The 16,902-nt window shown below is 67.7% G+C and carries 23 protein-coding genes; 22 read left to right on the top strand and 1 reads right to left on the bottom strand.

Translation table 11 applies throughout. From position 1 onward, the window contains the following. The first annotated feature begins 93 nt into the window (after positions 1-93). From ACH4MY_RS24550 to tuf, 5 genes are all read left to right on the top strand, one after another. A complete protein-coding gene (locus ACH4MY_RS24550; protein ID WP_398005860.1) occupies positions 94-543 on the top strand; it encodes a helix-turn-helix domain-containing protein in 450 nt (149 codons plus the stop codon). A 610-nt stretch (positions 544-1,153) separates the two neighbouring features. Beyond that, positions 1,154-1,525, top strand: coding sequence for a 30S ribosomal protein S12 (gene rpsL, locus ACH4MY_RS24545; RefSeq protein ID WP_003948652.1), 372 nt, complete (start codon positions 1,154-1,156; stop codon positions 1,523-1,525). Between the two features lie 2 nt (positions 1,526-1,527). Beyond that, positions 1,528-1,998 carry a 30S ribosomal protein S7 gene (gene rpsG, locus ACH4MY_RS24540; protein WP_398005859.1) on the top strand — a complete coding sequence of 157 codons (471 nt, stop codon included), beginning with the start codon at positions 1,528-1,530 and terminating at the stop codon, positions 1,996-1,998. A 39-nt stretch (positions 1,999-2,037) separates the two neighbouring features. Continuing rightward, positions 2,038-4,167 carry an elongation factor G gene (gene fusA / locus ACH4MY_RS24535; RefSeq protein ID WP_398005858.1) on the top strand — a complete coding sequence of 710 codons (2,130 nt, stop codon included), beginning with the start codon at positions 2,038-2,040 and terminating at the stop codon, positions 4,165-4,167. 150 nt (positions 4,168-4,317) lie between these two features. Further along, a complete protein-coding gene (tuf, locus tag ACH4MY_RS24530) occupies positions 4,318-5,511 on the top strand; it encodes an elongation factor Tu (RefSeq protein ID WP_026058274.1) in 1,194 nt (397 codons plus the stop codon). Positions 5,512-5,663: 152 nt separating this feature from the next. On the opposite strand, the gene ACH4MY_RS24525 is transcribed toward tuf, so the two are convergent. Next, on the bottom strand, positions 5,664-7,643 hold the full coding sequence (locus ACH4MY_RS24525) for a PIG-L family deacetylase (protein ID WP_398005857.1): 1,980 nt from the start codon (positions 7,641-7,643) through the stop codon (positions 5,664-5,666). 213 nt (positions 7,644-7,856) lie between these two features. On the opposite strand from ACH4MY_RS24525, the gene ACH4MY_RS24520 reads away from it, so the two are divergent. From ACH4MY_RS24520 to ACH4MY_RS24440, 17 genes are all read left to right on the top strand, one after another. Beyond that, positions 7,857-8,219: a YciI family protein gene (locus ACH4MY_RS24520; RefSeq protein WP_398005856.1), complete on the top strand. Its 363-nt coding sequence runs from the start codon at positions 7,857-7,859 to the stop codon at positions 8,217-8,219. After that, the gene (locus tag ACH4MY_RS24515; protein ID WP_398005855.1) at positions 8,216-9,457 is read left to right on the top strand and encodes an RNA polymerase sigma factor; all 1,242 of its coding nucleotides are present in this window, start codon (positions 8,216-8,218) and stop codon (positions 9,455-9,457) included. The genes ACH4MY_RS24520 and ACH4MY_RS24515 overlap by 4 nt, the downstream gene beginning before the upstream one ends. Before the next feature lie 447 nt (positions 9,458-9,904). After that, entirely contained in the window at positions 9,905-10,213 is a 309-nt protein-coding gene (rpsJ, locus tag ACH4MY_RS24510; protein WP_003948644.1) for a 30S ribosomal protein S10, read from the top strand. 11 nt (positions 10,214-10,224) lie between these two features. Continuing rightward, complete coding sequence (gene rplC / locus ACH4MY_RS24505; RefSeq protein ID WP_024755405.1) at positions 10,225-10,869, top strand: 50S ribosomal protein L3; 645 nt, start codon at positions 10,225-10,227, stop codon at positions 10,867-10,869. 7 nt (positions 10,870-10,876) lie between these two features. Next, positions 10,877-11,527, top strand: coding sequence for a 50S ribosomal protein L4 (rplD, locus tag ACH4MY_RS24500; RefSeq protein WP_398005854.1), 651 nt, complete (start codon positions 10,877-10,879; stop codon positions 11,525-11,527). Then, positions 11,527-11,850, top strand: coding sequence for a 50S ribosomal protein L23 (gene rplW, locus ACH4MY_RS24495; protein WP_015035575.1), 324 nt, complete (start codon positions 11,527-11,529; stop codon positions 11,848-11,850). Before rplD ends, rplW begins: the two co-directional genes overlap by 1 nt. A 40-nt stretch (positions 11,851-11,890) precedes the next feature. Beyond that, the gene (gene rplB / locus ACH4MY_RS24490) at positions 11,891-12,727 is read left to right on the top strand and encodes a 50S ribosomal protein L2 (protein WP_030318653.1); all 837 of its coding nucleotides are present in this window, start codon (positions 11,891-11,893) and stop codon (positions 12,725-12,727) included. 12 nt (positions 12,728-12,739) lie between these two features. After that, on the top strand, positions 12,740-13,021 hold the full coding sequence (gene rpsS / locus ACH4MY_RS24485; RefSeq protein WP_024755409.1) for a 30S ribosomal protein S19: 282 nt from the start codon (positions 12,740-12,742) through the stop codon (positions 13,019-13,021). A gap of 42 nt (positions 13,022-13,063) precedes the next feature. Then, positions 13,064-13,411, top strand: a complete 348-nt coding sequence (gene rplV / locus ACH4MY_RS24480; RefSeq protein ID WP_016645177.1) for a 50S ribosomal protein L22 — start codon at positions 13,064-13,066, stop codon at positions 13,409-13,411. Further along, positions 13,411-14,262 carry a 30S ribosomal protein S3 gene (gene rpsC / locus ACH4MY_RS24475; protein ID WP_030214015.1) on the top strand — a complete coding sequence of 284 codons (852 nt, stop codon included), beginning with the start codon at positions 13,411-13,413 and terminating at the stop codon, positions 14,260-14,262. Before rplV ends, rpsC begins: the two co-directional genes overlap by 1 nt. Before the next feature lie 5 nt (positions 14,263-14,267). Beyond that, positions 14,268-14,687: a 50S ribosomal protein L16 gene (gene rplP / locus ACH4MY_RS24470; RefSeq protein WP_015035580.1), complete on the top strand. Its 420-nt coding sequence runs from the start codon at positions 14,268-14,270 to the stop codon at positions 14,685-14,687. Continuing rightward, positions 14,687-14,911: a 50S ribosomal protein L29 gene (gene rpmC, locus ACH4MY_RS24465; RefSeq protein ID WP_147980754.1), complete on the top strand. Its 225-nt coding sequence runs from the start codon at positions 14,687-14,689 to the stop codon at positions 14,909-14,911. Before rplP ends, rpmC begins: the two co-directional genes overlap by 1 nt. Then, a complete protein-coding gene (gene rpsQ / locus ACH4MY_RS24460; RefSeq protein WP_030318650.1) occupies positions 14,911-15,192 on the top strand; it encodes a 30S ribosomal protein S17 in 282 nt (93 codons plus the stop codon). The genes rpmC and rpsQ overlap by 1 nt, the downstream gene beginning before the upstream one ends. Positions 15,193-15,321: 129 nt before the next feature. Then, a complete protein-coding gene (gene rplN, locus ACH4MY_RS24455) occupies positions 15,322-15,690 on the top strand; it encodes a 50S ribosomal protein L14 (RefSeq protein ID WP_003956455.1) in 369 nt (122 codons plus the stop codon). 2 nt (positions 15,691-15,692) lie between these two features. Then, complete coding sequence (rplX, locus tag ACH4MY_RS24450) at positions 15,693-16,004, top strand: 50S ribosomal protein L24 (RefSeq protein ID WP_317874224.1); 312 nt, start codon at positions 15,693-15,695, stop codon at positions 16,002-16,004. Then, positions 16,001-16,558: a 50S ribosomal protein L5 gene (rplE, locus tag ACH4MY_RS24445; protein ID WP_106975815.1), complete on the top strand. Its 558-nt coding sequence runs from the start codon at positions 16,001-16,003 to the stop codon at positions 16,556-16,558. The genes rplX and rplE overlap by 4 nt, the downstream gene beginning before the upstream one ends. Before the next feature lie 5 nt (positions 16,559-16,563). Next, on the top strand, positions 16,564-16,749 hold the full coding sequence (locus ACH4MY_RS24440) for a type Z 30S ribosomal protein S14 (RefSeq protein WP_003948630.1): 186 nt from the start codon (positions 16,564-16,566) through the stop codon (positions 16,747-16,749). Positions 16,750-16,902: the final 153 nt, after the last annotated feature.

Below are 16,902 nucleotides of genomic sequence, written 5' to 3'. Positions count from 1 at the left end.
CGATTCGACACGTTGCGTACCCGAAACCAGGTAATTCTGTGCGCGCAAGCACGCTAGAGTTGAAGCCTGGAGGAGTGGAGTGAGGAGCTGTACATGACCACTCGTGGGCTGGACGAGTTCGCAGGCTGGGTCGAAGGCCTGATGCGACAGCGCGGCTACGACATCGACAGCCCGCGCGGCGGCGGCAAGTCCCGGATCGCGGACGAGGCCGGAGTGCATCGCGCCGCCGTGACGCGCCTGTTGCAGCGGCAGAGCATGCCCGACCTGGAGACCATGCGCAGGATCGCCCCGCTGCTGGGCGTCTCGGTCCGCGACATGCTGATCCGGTCCGGCCGCGTGACTCCCGAGGAGCTCCCGATGGCGGCGGATCTGCTGCCGCCGAGCGACTGGCAGCCCTCGATGGAGGACTTCGCCCGCTGGCTCGGGGTGCCCGACGAACGCATGGGCGTCTTCGTGAAGGTCGTCAACCAGTTCCTGGAGCCGGACACGGAGGCGGAGCCGCCCGCCGAGGCCCCGGGACCCCGGCGCACCGCCCGGGACTGATTCCGGGACTCCGGCGCGCCGCCCGGGACTGATTCCGGGACCCCGGCGCACCGCCCGGGACTGATCCCTGGACCCCGGCGTACTGTCCGGGACTGTTGCCGGGACTCCGGCGCGCCGCCCGGGACTGATTCCGGGACTCCGGCGCGACCGCCCTGGACCGACCGCGGGGAGACGGCCGAAGCCCGGCATCGCGCACCGCCGGCCCGGAATCGATCACTCCGCGACCCAAGACCGGCTGCCGCGCGTCCCGTTGGCGACGGGCCGTGCGACCCGGGCCCGGGCCGCCCCTCGGCCCGGGGTCGGGTGGATCTGGGATCCGGCCCCCGCCCCGATCTTGCCCGGCCCCGGCCTCCCGAGGTCGGGGCCGCGTGCGCGTGGGCATTTGTTTTGACCGGAGTCCATGCGATAGGTACGCTCAAGCCTTGTGCCTGGGGTGTGCCTGGGCTCGCGTGCGTGTCCTCAACCGCAAGGCGAGTCATATATCGGCCACCGTGATCCCGCGCCTTTCCGCCTCGGTGGAAGGGTCCGCGCGATTCGACACACCCGACCGCGTGGGTCGGCGAATGTTTCAGGTTAGTTTCACCGACGGCACACAGAAACCGGAGAAGTAGTGCCTACGATCCAGCAGCTGGTCCGGAAGGGCCGGCAGGACAAGGTCGAGAAGAACAAGACGCCCGCACTCGAGGGTTCCCCTCAGCGTCGTGGCGTCTGCACGCGTGTGTTCACGACCACCCCGAAGAAGCCGAACTCGGCCCTCCGTAAGGTCGCGCGTGTGCGTCTGACCTCCGGCATCGAGGTCACGGCCTACATCCCGGGTGAGGGTCACAACCTGCAGGAGCACTCCATCGTGCTCGTGCGTGGTGGCCGTGTGAAGGACCTGCCGGGTGTTCGCTACAAGATCATCCGCGGTTCCCTCGACACGCAGGGCGTCAAGAACCGTAAGCAGGCTCGCAGCCGCTACGGCGCCAAGAAGGAGAAGTAAGAATGCCTCGTAAGGGCCCCGCCCCGAAGCGCCCGGTCATCATCGACCCGGTCTACAGCTCTCCTCTTGTCACCTCGCTGATCAACAAGCTCCTGCTGGACGGCAAGCGCTCCACCGCCGAGCGCATCGTCTACGGCGCCATGGAAGGCCTCCGCGAGAAGACCGGTGCTGACCCGGTCATCACGCTGAAGCGCGCGCTTGAGAACGTCAAGCCCTCGCTCGAGGTCAAGTCCCGCCGTGTCGGTGGCGCCACCTACCAGGTGCCGATCGAGGTCAAGCCGGGCCGCGCCGCGACCCTGGCGCTCCGCTGGGTCGTGGGTTACTCCCGCGCCCGTCGTGAGAAGACCATGACCGAGCGCCTCATGAACGAGCTCCTCGACGCCTCGAACGGTCTCGGTGCGGCCGTCAAGAAGCGTGAGGACACGCACAAGATGGCCGAGTCCAACAAGGCCTTCGCGCACTACCGCTGGTAGTCGCAACCCACATCGAGACCGAGAGAAGACTGAGCCGATATGGCTACCACTTCGCTTGACCTTGCCAAGGTGCGCAACATCGGCATCATGGCTCACATCGACGCGGGCAAGACGACCACCACCGAGCGGATCCTGTTCTACACCGGCGTTTCGTACAAGATCGGTGAAGTCCACGACGGCGCTGCCACGATGGACTGGATGGAGCAGGAGCAGGAGCGCGGCATCACGATCACGTCTGCCGCGACGACCTGCCACTGGCCGCTCGAGAATGTCGATCACACGATCAACATCATCGACACGCCGGGTCACGTCGACTTCACCGTCGAGGTGGAGCGTTCGCTGCGCGTGCTCGACGGTGCTGTCACCGTGTTCGACGGTGTGGCCGGCGTCGAGCCCCAGTCCGAGACTGTCTGGCGACAGGCGGACCGCTACGGCGTGCCGCGTATCTGCTTCGTCAACAAGCTCGACCGTACGGGTGCCGAGTTCCTCCGCTGCGTCGACATGATCGTGGAGCGCCTCGGCGCCGTCCCGATCGTCATGCAGCTCCCCATCGGCTCCGAGATGGACTTCCAGGGCGTTGTCGACCTGGTCCGCATGAAGGCGCTTGTCTGGTCCGCCGAGGCCAGCAAGGGTGAGATGTACGACGTCGTCGACATCCCGGCCTCGCACACCGAGCTCGCCGAAGAGTGGCGCGCGAAGCTGGTCGAGACCGTCGCGGAGAACGACGAGGAGCTCATGGAGCTCTTCCTCGAGGGCGTCGAGCCCACCGAGGAGCAGCTGTACGCGGCTGTCCGTCGTATCACCATCGCCTCCGGCAAGGGTGGCGGCGAGAAGACGATCACCCCCGTCTTCTGTGGCACCGCGTTCAAGAACAAGGGCGTCCAGCCCCTGCTCGACGCTGTCGTCCGCTACCTCCCGTCGCCCCTGGACGTCGAGGCCATCGAGGGCCACGACGTCAAGGACGCCGAGCTTGTCGTCAAGCGCAAGCCGTCCGACGACGAGCCGCTGTCGGCTCTCGCGTTCAAGATCGCGAGCGACCCGCACCTCGGCAAGCTCACCTTCGTCCGGATCTACTCCGGTCGCCTGGAGGCCGGCACCGCGGTGCTGAACTCCGTCAAGGGCAAGAAGGAGCGCATCGGCAAGATCTACCGCATGCACGCGAACAAGCGTGAGGAGATCGACTCGGTGGGCGCCGGCGACATCGTCGCCGTCATGGGCCTCAAGCAGACCACCACCGGTGAGACGCTGTGTGACGACAAGAACCCGGTCATCCTGGAGTCCATGGACTTCCCGGCGCCGGTCATTCAGGTCGCCATCGAGCCCAAGTCCAAGGGTGACCAGGAGAAGCTGGGTGTTGCCATCCAGCGTCTCGCGGAGGAGGACCCCTCCTTCCAGGTGCACTCGGACGAGGAGACCGGCCAGACCATCATCGGTGGTATGGGCGAGCTTCACCTCGACATCCTCGTCGACCGTATGCGTCGCGAGTTCAAGGTCGAGGCGAACGTCGGCAAGCCGCAGGTCGCGTACCGCGAGACGATCCGCAAGACCGTCGAGCGCGTGGACTACACCCACAAGAAGCAGACCGGTGGTACCGGTCAGTTCGCCAAGGTGCAGATCGCGATCGAGCCGATCACGGACGGCGACGCCTCGTACGAGTTCGTGAACAAGGTCACCGGTGGCCGCATCCCGAAGGAGTACATCCCTTCGGTCGACGCGGGTGCGCAGGAGGCCATGCAGTTCGGTATCCTGGCCGGCTACGAGATGACTGGCGTCCGCGTCATCCTTCTCGACGGTGGCTACCACGAGGTCGACTCCTCCGAGCTCGCGTTCAAGATCGCCGGTTCGCAGGCCTTCAAGGAGGCCGCGCGGAAGGCTTCGCCGGTCATCCTCGAGCCCATGATGTCCGTCGAGGTCACCACGCCCGAGGACTACATGGGTGAGGTCATCGGCGACATCAACTCCCGCCGTGGTCAGATTCAGGCCATGGAGGAGCGCAGCGGCGCTCGCGTCGTGAAGGGCCTCGTGCCCCTTTCGGAGATGTTCGGCTACGTCGGCGACCTCCGCAGCAAGACCTCGGGTCGCGCAAGCTACTCGATGCAGTTCGACTCCTACGCCGAGGTTCCGCGGAACGTCGCCGAGGAGATCATCGCGAAGGCCAAGGGCGAGTAACTCTTCCGAGTTCACGCTTTAGGCTTGACACCAGTCGCCGGGGCTCAGCCCCCGAAACCCGAGGGTCCGGGTCCCGGCGGATGGCATCCCAGCAAAGATCACCTGGCGCCGATGAGCAAGGCGTACAGAACCACTCCGCAGGAGGATTCAGTGGCGAAGGCAAAGTTCGAGCGGACTAAGCCGCACGTCAACATCGGCACCATCGGTCACATTGACCACGGTAAGACGACCCTCACGGCCGCCATTACCAAGGTGCTGCACGACGCGTACCCGGACCTGAACGAGGCCTCGGCCTTCGACCAGATCGACAAGGCTCCCGAGGAGCGCCAGCGCGGTATCACGATCTCGATCGCGCACGTCGAGTACCAGACGGAGTCGCGTCACTACGCGCACGTCGACTGCCCGGGTCACGCTGACTACATCAAGAACATGATCACGGGTGCCGCGCAGATGGACGGCGCCATCCTCGTGGTCGCCGCCACCGACGGCCCGATGCCGCAGACCAAGGAGCACGTGCTCCTGGCCCGCCAGGTCGGCGTTCCGTACATCGTCGTCGCCCTGAACAAGGCCGACATGGTGGACGACGAGGAGATCCTGGAGCTCGTCGAGCTCGAGGTCCGTGAGCTCCTCTCCGAGTACGAGTTCCCGGGCGACGACCTTCCGGTCGTCCGTGTCTCGGCGCTCAAGGCGCTCGAGGGCGACAAGGAGTGGGGCGAGAAGCTCCTCGGCCTCATGCACGCGGTGGACGAGTCCATCCCGCAGCCCGAGCGTGACGTCGACAAGCCGTTCCTGATGCCGATCGAGGACGTCTTCACGATCACCGGTCGTGGCACCGTCGTCACCGGTCGTATCGAGCGCGGTATCCTCAAGGTCAACGAGACCGTCGACATCATCGGTATCAAGACCGAGAAGACCACCACCACGGTCACCGGTATCGAGATGTTCCGCAAGCTGCTCGACGAGGGCCAGGCCGGTGAGAACGTCGGTCTGCTCCTCCGTGGCATCAAGCGTGAGGACGTCGAGCGCGGCCAGGTCATCATCAAGCCGGGTTCGGTCACGCCGCACACGAACTTCGAGGCCCAGGCCTACATCCTGTCGAAGGACGAGGGTGGCCGTCACACCCCGTTCTTCAACAACTACCGCCCGCAGTTCTACTTCCGTACCACGGACGTGACCGGCGTCGTGACCCTCCCCGAGGGCACCGAGATGGTCATGCCGGGCGACAACACCGCCATGAGCGTTGAGCTGATCCAGCCCATCGCCATGGAGGAGGGCCTCAAGTTCGCCATCCGTGAGGGTGGCCGGACCGTCGGCGCCGGCCAGGTCGTCAAGATCACTGCCTGATCTGTGATCTGACCTGGTGGCTCCAGCGAGCTGCTGAGCAGTAAAGGGAAGGCCCCGCACCGAAAGGTGCGGGGCCTTCTCGCGTTCCCGAGCGCTTCCGGACCGCGTTCCCGAGCGCTTCCGGACCGCGCCCCGACGGCCTGCCGGCCGCTCTACGGCCGCCAGCTCCAGGGATGCCCGTCCGCGCCGAGACCCACCACGGTCACCCGGCGCGGCCCGAGGTGCGGGGCCGCGGACACCGCCGAAGGTCCCGCCGTACGGGTACGCAGCCGGCCACCGGCCCGCACCAGCACCCGCCCGCCGGCGTCCGTGCCGAGCAGCACGGTCCCGAGGCCCGGGGAGCGCGCGGCCACCACACCGCCGTAGCCGTCCAGCCCCGCGTCGCCGTCCGGGCCGAGGAGCTCCCCGGCCGCCGGGCGCCGGTAGTACAGCTCCCCGCCGGCCGCCGCCACCGTGGACCCGGAGAGCGGCAGCGGCTCCGGCCGCTCCACCCCGTCCACCCAGTGCCGTACGGACTCCCGCCCCGCCGCGTGGACGTGCACCCGGCCCGCCGCGTCGAGCGACACGGCGAGCCCGTCCTGGATCTCCGCCGCTCCGGGCAGCGTCCGCCACGGGCCCCAGGACCCGTCGGCCGCCCGCACCCGGGTCGAGACGCCCTTGTCCGCGTTCCGTACGAAGAGATGGACCCGGCCGTCGGGAGCCGCGACCGCCACCGGGGCACCGACCCGGCGTCCCCGGTCGTCCGTGCGCTCCGGATTCCCGAGTCCCTGCCAGGCGAGGAACGGGCCGCCGGGGGAGCCCTGCTCCAGGAGCACCAGCTCGCGCCGGTTCGGCCCGCCGTGCCCGTCGAGCGCGGCGAAGCGCACACCGAAGAGCAGCACCCGGCCGTCGCCGAGCACGGCCGAGCCGAGCGCGGGCGCGAGCGGTCCCCCGCCGAGGTCCACCGGTTCGCTCCAGACGCCGGGTTCCGTCTCGCGCCAGCGGACCGCGCGCAGCCCGAGCACCCCGTACGCGGTCAGCGACCCGTCCGCCTCCGGGGCGAGCGCGGGGCCCGCGCTCGGCCAGCGGTGGTGGGTGGAGCGCACCCAGCCCTTGCGGTTGGTGAGCGGCCGGTCGCCGCCGACGCCGTAGTCGCCGCACCCCGAGGGGTTCCCGCACCGCCAGTCCGGGTCCCCGCCGTAGGGGACGAGACGGGCCGCCTTCTCCCCGAGCACCTGGGGCGGGAGGTTCTTGGGCCAGTGCCGGTTGTAGTAGCCGCGGAAGGCGGTCGTGGTGAACGCCGGTATGGGGACGCCGTCCCGGACCGCGTCCGACACCCACCGGCTCAGCGCCGCCCAGGTGAAGCAGGCGACCGCCGTGTGGTCCCCGTGGTCCGAGTAGCCCGGCTGCTCGGAGTCCCGCTTGCGGGTGGCCTCGTCGCCGGTCTGGATGTCCGGATCGGGGTCCAGGGTGTGCACGACCGTGGGCCGGTAGCGGCGGAGCAGCTCGACGAGGACGCCGACCAGCTGGTCGTAGTCGTAGGTGTCCGAGCGGGTCAGCGGCGAACCGGCCGGCAGATGGGTCCGCAGCTCCAGGGCACGGTCGTGCCAGAGCGCGGGCACGGCCATGTAGCGCCGGGTGGTGTGCATGGGCAGGTTGAGGAAGACCAGTTCGACCCGCCGGCCGCCGTGGCCGAGTGTGTCGATCTCCGCCCGTCGGCCGCCGGGCAGAGTGAGCACCTCCCGCCGCCAGGGCGTGAACATCGGCAGGCCGAGCGCCTCCGCGTACGACTGGCGCAGGCCCTGGTGGCGTGCGGAGGAGTAGGCCGCCCGGTCCGGAGGAGTCTCGGGCATCCCGTCGATCCGGTTGCGGCCCGTGTGCTCGCCGGCCGTCACGTACACGGAGACCAGCGGGACCCCGGAGTCCAGGAGCCGCTGGGTGTCGGGGTTCATGAAGTACAGGTCGTCGTCCGGGTGGGCGGCTACCTGCAGGAGCAGGGCCCGGCGGGTCCGTGCGGAGGCGATCGGCTTGCCGGGCGCCGGGTCGACGGTCGGCGCGGTCCTGCGCGGTTCCGGGACGGAGCACCCGGCGACGGCCGAGGTGACGGCGAGCGCGGCGGCGAGCACCGTCCGGCGACGGGGTGCAGGGGTCACGTACACGGTCCGTCCCTCGGTTTCTCGGTCCTCTGCTAGACGGATTTCCGATGGTCGAGGTTGTGTGCGGAGCGGGTCCGGGCTGCGAGGACCTGGCCCCCGGACGAGAATTCTTCGAAGATCGCCGCAGAGGATGTCGAGGACACGCCATCGGTGACGACCGAAGGGTGACAGCGCGCCGCAGGGGCGCGCGGGACGGGGAGGACACCCGAGATGAAGTACGTCGCGATGATCTACGGCAACCAGGCGAAGTGGGACTCCTTCCCGGCCGAGGCCTGGCCCGAGGCGATCGCCCGCCAGGAGGCCTTCAACCGGAAGTACCGCGAGAGCGGCGAGCTGATCGGCGCGTACGGTCTCGCCGACGCGGCCGCGGCCCGGCTCGTACGCCGCGAGGGCGGCGTCGCCGCGGTCACCGACGGGCCGTACCTGGAGACCAAGGAGTACCTGGCCAGCTTCTACCTGCTCGACTGCGACAGCGCGGAGCGGGCCCAGGAGATCGCGGCGGACATGCCCTTCGCGGACGTGGACCCCGTCGAGCTGTGGCCGGTCCTGCACGAGTCCGCGGCGGACGTGTGAGCGGCCCGGCCGACGTCGAGGACCTGCTGCGCGCGTACGCGCCGCAGGTCCTCGGCACGCTCGTCCGGCGGTACGGCACCTTCGACACCTGCGAGGACGCCGTCCAGGAGGCCCTGATCGCCGCCGTCCGGCAGTGGCCCGCGGAAGGCGTCCCCGACAACCCGCGGGGCTGGCTGGTCACCGTCGCCGCCCGCAAGCTCGTCGACCAGGTGCGCAGCGAGGTCGCGCGCCGCCGCCGCGAGGACTCGCTCGCCCTCGCCACGCCCGCCTCGGAACTCCTCGCGCACGCCGCCGACGAGGAGCCCGGCACCGACCGGGACGACTCCCTGTCCCTGCTCTTCCTCTGCTGCCACCCGGATCTGTCGCCGCCGAGCCGGATCGCGCTGACCCTGCGCGCCGTCGGCGGTCTCACCACCGCGCAGATCGCCGCCGCCTTCCTCGTCCCCGAGTCGACGATGGCGCAGCGCATCAGCCGGGCCAAGCAGACGATCAAGGCGGCCGGCGGGTCGTTGTCGCTGCCGGCGGGGGAGGACCGCACGGCCCGCCTGGCAGAGGTGCGGCACGTGCTCTATCTGGTGTTCAACGAGGGCTATACGGCCAGCGGCGGCGACGAGCTCACCGCGCCCGAGCTGTCCACGGAGGCGATCCGGCTCGCGCGGCTGCTCCACCGGCTGCTGCCCGAGGACACCGAGACGGCGGGTCTGCTGGCCCTGATGCTGCTCACCGACGCCCGCAGGCCGGCCCGCACGGGCCCGCACGGAGAGCTGGTGCCGCTGGCGGAGCAGGACCGGGGGAGGTGGGACGCCCGGCTGGTCGCGGAGGGCGTCGAGCTGATCAGCCGTACCCTGCCGCGCGGTCGGGTGGGCCCGTACCAGCTCCAGGCGGCCATCGCGGCGGTCCACGACGAGGCGGAGAACGCGGGGGCCACCGACTGGCCGCAGATCCTCGCGCTCTACGAGCTCCTGGAGCGGGCCGCGCCGAATCCGATGGTCACCCTCAACCGCGCGGTGGCCGTCGCGATGGTCCACGGACCGGAGGCCGGTCTCGCTCTCCTGGACGAGCTGGCGCGGGACAAGCGCACGGCCGGGCACCACCGTCTGCTGGCGACCCGGGCCCATCTGCTCGAACTCCTCGGCGACGTGGAGACCGCCGCCACCGTCTACCGGGAGGCGGCGCGCCGGACGAGCAGTGCCCCCGAGCGTCGCCATCTCACCGAGCGCGCACGGCGCTTGAGTTGAATCGGAGGGGGGCGGCCGACCCCGGCGCTTGCGCCCGCGCGCATGCCCATACGTGACGTGGGGTACAGTCTTCGCTCCCGATTGGCGGCGGGAAGGCCGCGTATGGCAGACTGTCGGGGTTGCTCGGTTGAGTGCCGATGCTGCGCGCCTCCCGTCGGGAGGACCGGAAGCGAGTCCCACAGTACTCGTCGCCCCTTGTCAGGGGCGGACGTACGGGAATCTTCTGGGAAGCGTCAGCGGGGTGCAGACCAGGCGCCCGGTGGGTGTTTTGCCCCCGGCCTGCGGTTCATGGCGACCGTGCCCCCTTGGTTGGGAAATCCTCAGGGATTTCTGCGTAGAGGGAGTGCGACACGCCCGACCGCGTGGGTCGGAGACACGACAACGCTTTTCAGTAGGCGAAGCCGATCGGGTTCCAGAGCGTTACGAGACAAAGGACTACTAGTAGCCATGGCGGGACAGAAGATCCGCATCCGGCTCAAGGCCTACGACCACGAGGTCATCGACTCCTCGGCGAAGAAGATCGTCGAGACGGTGACCCGCACTGGTGCGTCGGTCGCAGGCCCGGTGCCGCTGCCCACTGAGAAGAACGTGTACTGCGTCATCAAGTCGCCGCACAAGTACAAGGACTCGCGCGAGCACTTCGAGATGCGCACGCACAAGCGCCTCATCGACATCCTCGACCCCACGCCGAAGACGGTTGACTCGCTCATGCGTCTCGACCTCCCGGCGGGCGTTGACATCGAGATCAAGCTCTGAGGGCGCGCGAGATGGCTAAGAACATCAAGGGCATCCTGGGCGAGAAGCTCGGCATGACGCAGGTCTGGGACGAGAACAACCGGGTCGTCCCGGTGACCGTCGTCAAGGCCGGCCCCAATGTCGTGACCCAGGTGCGTACGAACGACGTCGACGGCTACGAGTCGGTCCAGATCGCCTTCGGCGAGATCGACCCGCGCAAGGTGAACAAGCCCCTCAAGGGTCACTTCGCCAAGGCCGACGTCACCCCGCGCCGCCACCTGGTGGAGCTCCGCACCGCTGACGCCTCCGAGTACACGCTCGGCCAGGAGATCACCGCCGAGCTCTTCGAGGCCGGCGTGAAGGTCGACGTCACCGGTAAGAGCAAGGGCAAGGGCTTCGCCGGTGTCATGAAGCGCCACAACTTCCGTGGTGGCAAGGCGTCGCACGGTGCCCACCGTGTGCACCGCAAGCCCGGTTCCATCGGTGGCTGCGCCACCCCGGGCCGTGTCTTCAAGGGCATGAAGATGGCTGGTCGCATGGGCAACGAGCGCGTGACCACCCAGAACCTGACCGTCCACGCCGTTGACGCCGAGAAGGGTCTGCTGCTCATCAAGGGCGCCGTCCCCGGCCCTAACGGTGGCCTCGTCCTGGTCCGCACCGCGGCCAAGGGGGTTTGAGGAACCGATGAGCACCATTGACATCCTTTCGCCGGCAGGCGACAAGACCGGGACCGTCGACCTCCCCGAGGAGATCTTCGGCGCCAAGGTCAGCGTTCCGCTGATCCACCAGGTCGTCGTCGCGCAGCTGGCCGCGGCCCGTCAGGGCACGCACAAGACCAAGCGCCGTGGCGAAGTCCGTGGTGGTGGCAAGAAGCCTTACCGCCAGAAGGGCACCGGCCGCGCCCGTCAGGGTTCGACCCGCGCTCCGCAGTTCGTCGGCGGTGGCGTCGTCCACGGCCCGCAGCCGCGTGACTACTCGCAGCGGACCCCGAAGAAGATGAAGGTCGCCGCCCTCCGCGGTGCCCTTTCGGACCGGGCCACCCACTCCCGCATCCACGTCGTGACCGGCGTGGTCGAGGGTGAGGTCTCCACCAAGGCCGCGAAGACGCTGTTCGGCAAGATCTCGGAGCGCAAGAACCTGCTCCTGGTCGTCGAGCGCTCCGACGAGGCCGCGTGGCTGTCCGCTCGTAACCTGCCCCAGGTGCACATCCTGGAGCCGGGCCAGCTCAACACGTACGACGTGATCGTCTCCGACGACGTGGTCTTCACCAAGGCCGCCCTCGAGTCCTTCGTGTCTGGCCCCCAGACCGCTGAGACCGAAGGGAGCGACGCCTGATGACTGAGGCCGTCGTCACCAGCAAGACCTTCTCGGACCCGCGCGACATTCTGATCAAGCCGGTCGTTTCGGAGAAGAGCTACGCTCTGCTGGACGAGAACAAGTACACGTTCATCGTCGCGCCTGGCTCCAACAAGACTCAGATCAAGCAGGCCGTCGAGGCGGTCTTCTCGGTCAAGGTCACCGGGGTCAACACGATCAACCGCCAGGGCAAGCGCAAGCGCACCAAGGCCGGTTTCGGTAAGCGCAAGGACACCAAGCGCGCCATCGTGACCCTTGCCGAGGGCAACCGTATCGACATCTTCGGCGGTCCGACCGCCTAAGGGCGGTCTGGATCGTCCGGAATCGGACGAGGACTGAGAAATGGGAATCCGCAAGTACAAGCCGACAACGCCGGGCCGCCGTGGCTCCTCCGTTGCCGACTTCGTCGAGATCACGCGGTCCACGCCGGAGAAGTCGCTGGTTCGCCCCCTGCACAGCAAGGGCGGCCGTAACAACACCGGTCGGATCACCGTTCGCCACCAGGGTGGCGGACACAAGCGCGCCTACCGTGTGATCGACTTCCGTCGTCACGACAAGGACGGCGTGCCGGCCAAGGTCGCGCACATCGAGTACGACCCGAACCGCACGGCGCGCATCGCGCTGCTCCACTACGTGGACGGCGAGAAGCGCTACATCATCGCCCCCAAGGGTCTGACGCAGGGTGACCGCGTCGAGAACGGCCCCGGCGCTGACATCAAGCCCGGCAACAACCTGGCGCTCCGCAACATCCCGGTCGGTACCACGATCCACGCGATCGAGCTCCGTCCCGGTGGCGGCGCCAAGTTCGCGCGCTCCGCTGGTGCCTCCGTGCAGCTGCTGGCGAAGGAGGGCACGATGGCCCACCTTCGTATGCCGTCCGGTGAGATCCGTCTCGTCGACGCCCGCTGCCGCGCCACGATCGGCGAGGTCGGCAACGCCGAGCAGTCGAACATCAACTGGGGCAAGGCCGGCCGCAAGCGCTGGCTCGGCGTCCGCCCGACCGTCCGCGGTGTGGCGATGAACCCGGTTGACCACCCGCACGGTGGTGGTGAGGGTAAGACCTCCGGTGGTCGCCACCCGGTCTCCCCGTGGGGTCAGAAGGAGGGTCGTACTCGCTCGCCGAAGAAGGCTTCGAGCAAGTACATCGTCCGCCGCCGCAAGACGAACAAGAAGCGCTAGGAGCGGGTTTAGATGCCGCGCAGTCTCAAGAAGGGACCCTTCGTTGACGGCCACCTCGTAAAGAAGGTGGACGTACAGAACGAAGCCGGTACCAAGAACGTCATCAAGACCTGGTCCCGTCGCTCGATGATCATCCCGGCCATGCTCGGCCACACGATCGCGGTGCACAACGGCAAGACCCACATTCCGGTGTTTGTCACCGAGTCGATGGTCGGCCACAAGCTCGGCGAGTTCTCGCCGACGCGCACCTTCCGGGGTCACGTGAAGGACGACCGGAAGTCGAAGCGCCGCTAGTAGCGGGGTGGAATGACCATGACAGACACTGGAAGGACAACCATGGAAGCCAGGGCCCAGGCGCGGTACATCCGCGTTACGCCCATGAAGGCCCGCCGAGTGGTGGACCTTATCCGTGGCATGGATGCCACGGAGGCTCAGGCGGTCCTGCGTTTCGCCCCGCAGGCCGCGAGCGTGCCGGTTGGCAAGGTGCTGGACAGCGCCATTGCCAATGCCGCGCACAACTACGACCACAGTGACGCCTCTTCGCTGGTCATCAGCGAGGCGTACGTGGATGAGGGCCCGACCCTGAAGCGGTTCCGTCCGCGTGCTCAGGGCCGCGCCTACCGGATCCGTAAGCGGACCAGCCACATCACCGTGGTCGTCAGCAGCAAGGAAGGAACCCGGTAATGGGCCAGAAGGTTAACCCGCATGGGTTCCGGCTCGGCATCACCACGGACTTCAAGTCCCGCTGGTACGCCGACAAGCTGTACAAGGACTACGTCAAGGAAGACGTCGCCATCCGTCGGATGATGACGTCCGGCATGGAGCGCGCCGGCATCTCGAAGGTTGAGATCGAGCGCACCCGTGACCGCGTGCGGGTGGACATCCACACCGCGCGTCCCGGCATCGTCATCGGCCGCCGTGGCGCCGAGGCCGACCGCATCCGCGGCGACCTCGAGAAGCTCACGGGCAAGCAGGTCCAGCTGAACATCCTCGAGGTCAAGAACCCCGAGATGGACGCTCAGCTGGTTGCTCAGGCCGTTGCCGAGCAGCTCTCCTCCCGCGTCTCCTTCCGTCGCGCCATGCGTAAGAGCATGCAGGGCACGATGAAGGCCGGCGCCAAGGGCATCAAGATCCAGTGCGGCGGTCGCCTCGGCGGCGCCGAGATGTCCCGCTCGGAGTTCTACCGCGAGGGCCGCGTGCCCCTGCACACGCTCCGCGCGAACGTCGACTACGGCTTCTTCGAGGCCAAGACGACCTTCGGCCGCATCGGCGTGAAGGTCTGGATCTACAAGGGCGACGTCAAGAACATCGCCGAGGTCCGCGCCGAGAACGCTGCGGCCCGTGCGGGTAACCGCCCGGCCCGTGGTGCGGGTGGCGCTGGCGACCGTCCCGCCGGCCGTGGTGGCCGCGGTGGCGAGCGTGGCGGCCGCGGCCGCAAGCCGCAGCAGCAGTCCGCGCCGGCTGCCGAGGCCCCCAAGGCCGACGCTCCCGCCGCCGCTGCCGCTCCGGCTGAGAGCACCGGAACGGAGGCCTGACCGAAATGCTGATCCCCCGTAGGGTCAAGCACCGCAAGCAGCACCACCCCAAGCGCTCGGGTATGAGCAAGGGTGGTACGCAGGTTGCGTTCGGCGAGTACGGCATTCAGGCCCTCACGCCGGCGTACGTGACCAACCGCCAGATCGAGGCGGCTCGTATCGCGATGACCCGCCACATCAAGCGTGGCGGCAAGGTCTGGATCAACATCTACCCGGACCGCCCGCTGACCAAGAAGCCTGCCGAGACCCGCATGGGTTCCGGTAAGGGTTCGCCGGAGTGGTGGATCGCGAACGTCAAGCCCGGTCGGGTGATGTTCGAGCTGTCCTACCCGAACGAGAAGATCGCGCGCGAGGCCCTGACCCGTGCGGCCCACAAGCTGCCGATGAAGTGCAAGATCGTTAAGCGCGAAGCAGGTGAGCTGTGATGACCGCCGGTACCAAGGCGTCCGAGCTGCGCGAGCTGGGCAACGAGGAGCTTCTCAACAAGCTCCGCGAGGCCAAGGAAGAGCTGTTCAACCTCCGCTTCCAGGCGGCGACGGGCCAGCTCGAGAACCACGGCCGGCTCAAGTCCGTCCGTAAGGACATCGCCCGGATCTACACCCTGATGCGTGAGCGCGAGCTGGGCATCGAGACGGTGGAGAACGCCTGATGAGCGAGAGCAACGTGACTGAGAAGACCGAGCGCAACGCTCGCAAGGTCCGCGAGGGCCTGGTCGTCAGCGACAAGATGGACAAGACCGTCGTCGTCGCTGTCGAGGACCGCGTCAAGCACGCGCTGTACGGCAAGGTCATCCGCCGTACGAACAAGCTCAAGGCTCACGACGAGCAGAACGCTGCCGGCATCGGTGACCGCGTCCTCCTGATGGAGACCCGGAAGCTGTCGTCGACGAAGCACTGGCGCGTCATCGAGATCCTCGAGAAGGCCAAGTAGGCATTTCGCGTCAGCGAAATCCAGTAACCGCAGCTTGAAGGGGTAACCCTTCGAGTTCGTTCCGCCAGGCTCGGCCGGGGCTTCAGCTGAAGCCCCGGCCGGGAACCGGCAGACAATCAGGAGATAGACGTGATCCAGCAGGAGTCGCGACTGCGTGTCGCCGACAACACTGGTGCCAAGGAGATCCTTTGCATCCGTGTTCTCGGTGGCTCGGGTCGCCGCTACGCGGGCATCGGTGACGTCATCGTCGCCACCGTCAAGGACGCGATCCCCGGTGGCAACGTGAAGAAGGGTGACGTCGTCAAGGCGGTCATCGTTCGCACCGTCAAGGAGCGCCGCCGCCAGGACGGCTCGTACATCCGCTTCGACGAGAACGCCGCTGTCATTCTCAAGAACGACGGCGACCCTCGTGGCACCCGTATCTTCGGCCCGGTGGGCCGTGAGCTGCGCGAGAAGAAGTTCATGAAGATCATCTCGCTCGCGCCGGAGGTGCTGTAAGCATGAAGATCAAGAAGGGCGACCTGGTCCAGGTCATCACCGGTAAGGACAAGGGCAAGCAGGGCAAGGTCATCACGGCCTTCCCCCGCGACAACCGTGTCCTCGTCGAGGGTGTCAACCGGGTCAAGAAGCACACCAAGGCCGGCCCGTCGCAGGCCGGTGGCATCGTCACGACCGAGGCCCCTGTCCACGTGAGCAACGTTCAGCTCGTGGTGGAGAAGGACGGCAAGAAGGTCGTCACGCGTGTCGGTTACCGCTTCGACGACGAGGGCAACAAGATCCGCGTTGCCAAGCGGACGGGTGAGGACATCTGATGGCTACCACCACTCCGCGTCTCAAGACGAAGTACCGCGAGGAGATCGCGGGCAAGCTGCGTGAGGAGTTCTCGTACGAGAACGTCATGCAGGTTCCCGGCCTTGTGAAGATCGTGGTCAACATGGGTGTCGGCGACGCCGCCCGTGACTCGAAGCTCATGGACGGTGCCGTCCGTGACCTGACCACCATCACCGGCCAGAAGCCGGCCGTCACCAAGGCTCGCAAGTCCATCGCGCAGTTCAAGCTGCGTGAGGGCCAGCCGATCGGTGCGCACGTCACCCTCCGTGGCGACCGCATGTGGGAGTTCCTGGACCGCACCCTGTCGCTCGCGCTTCCGCGCATCCGCGACTTCCGTGGTCTGTCCCCCAAGCAGTTCGACGGGCGTGGCAACTACACCTTCGGTCTCACGGAGCAGGTCATGTTCCACGAGATCGACCAGGACAAGATCGACCGTGTCCGGGGTATGGACATCACCGTGGTGACCACGGCGACCAACGACGACGAGGGCCGTGCCCTTCTGCGTCACCTCGGCTTCCCCTTCAAGGAGGCGTAAGCGAGATGGCGAAGAAGGCTCTCATCGCGAAGGCTGCTCGCAAGCCCAAGTTCGGCGTGCGTGGCTACACGCGCTGCCAGCGCTGTGGTCGTCCCCACTCCGTGTACCGCAAGTTCGGCCTGTGCCGCGTGTGCCTTCGTGAGATGGCTCACCGTGGCGAGCTGCCGGGCGTGACCAAGAGCTCCTGGTAATCCCTTAGTTGGGATGACCGGAGTCTCTCGGTAAGCACTGGGTTGTCGGATGCCCATCCCTCCATGGCTTAGGCTAGGAGGGTTGGGCGTCCGTCGCCCGTACGACTTACTACGCCGTAGGTCCCCGCGCCGCACCCGTCCCGCCCCTGTGTG

This window comes from Streptomyces sp. NPDC017246 (genome assembly GCF_044331325.1).
Classification (GTDB): domain Bacteria; phylum Actinomycetota; class Actinomycetes; order Streptomycetales; family Streptomycetaceae; genus Streptomyces.
The sequence above is the reverse complement of the archived record's forward strand: the minus strand, read 5'-3'. Positions and strand labels throughout refer to the sequence as shown.

Coding starts and splice junctions, on each gene's coding strand:
- ACH4MY_RS24520 (WP_398005856.1), top strand. CDS start 7,857: ATGAAGTACGTCGCGATGATCTACGGCAACCAGGCGAAGTGGGACTCC.
- rpmC (WP_147980754.1), top strand. CDS start 14,687: ATGACCGCCGGTACCAAGGCGTCCGAGCTGCGCGAGCTGGGCAACGAG.
- rplD (WP_398005854.1), top strand. CDS start 10,877: ATGAGCACCATTGACATCCTTTCGCCGGCAGGCGACAAGACCGGGACC.
- rplC (WP_024755405.1), top strand. CDS start 10,225: ATGGCTAAGAACATCAAGGGCATCCTGGGCGAGAAGCTCGGCATGACG.
- rplB (WP_030318653.1), top strand. CDS start 11,891: ATGGGAATCCGCAAGTACAAGCCGACAACGCCGGGCCGCCGTGGCTCC.
- rplP (WP_015035580.1), top strand. CDS start 14,268: ATGCTGATCCCCCGTAGGGTCAAGCACCGCAAGCAGCACCACCCCAAG.
- rpsC (WP_030214015.1), top strand. CDS start 13,411: ATGGGCCAGAAGGTTAACCCGCATGGGTTCCGGCTCGGCATCACCACG.
- rplX (WP_317874224.1), top strand. CDS start 15,693: ATGAAGATCAAGAAGGGCGACCTGGTCCAGGTCATCACCGGTAAGGAC.
- rpsG (WP_398005859.1), top strand. CDS start 1,528: ATGCCTCGTAAGGGCCCCGCCCCGAAGCGCCCGGTCATCATCGACCCG.
- rplV (WP_016645177.1), top strand. CDS start 13,064: ATGGAAGCCAGGGCCCAGGCGCGGTACATCCGCGTTACGCCCATGAAG.
- rpsS (WP_024755409.1), top strand. CDS start 12,740: ATGCCGCGCAGTCTCAAGAAGGGACCCTTCGTTGACGGCCACCTCGTA.
- rplW (WP_015035575.1), top strand. CDS start 11,527: ATGACTGAGGCCGTCGTCACCAGCAAGACCTTCTCGGACCCGCGCGAC.
- rpsJ (WP_003948644.1), top strand. CDS start 9,905: ATGGCGGGACAGAAGATCCGCATCCGGCTCAAGGCCTACGACCACGAG.
- rpsQ (WP_030318650.1), top strand. CDS start 14,911: ATGAGCGAGAGCAACGTGACTGAGAAGACCGAGCGCAACGCTCGCAAG.
- fusA (WP_398005858.1), top strand. CDS start 2,038: ATGGCTACCACTTCGCTTGACCTTGCCAAGGTGCGCAACATCGGCATC.
- ACH4MY_RS24550 (WP_398005860.1), top strand. CDS start 94: ATGACCACTCGTGGGCTGGACGAGTTCGCAGGCTGGGTCGAAGGCCTG.
- ACH4MY_RS24440 (WP_003948630.1), top strand. CDS start 16,564: ATGGCGAAGAAGGCTCTCATCGCGAAGGCTGCTCGCAAGCCCAAGTTC.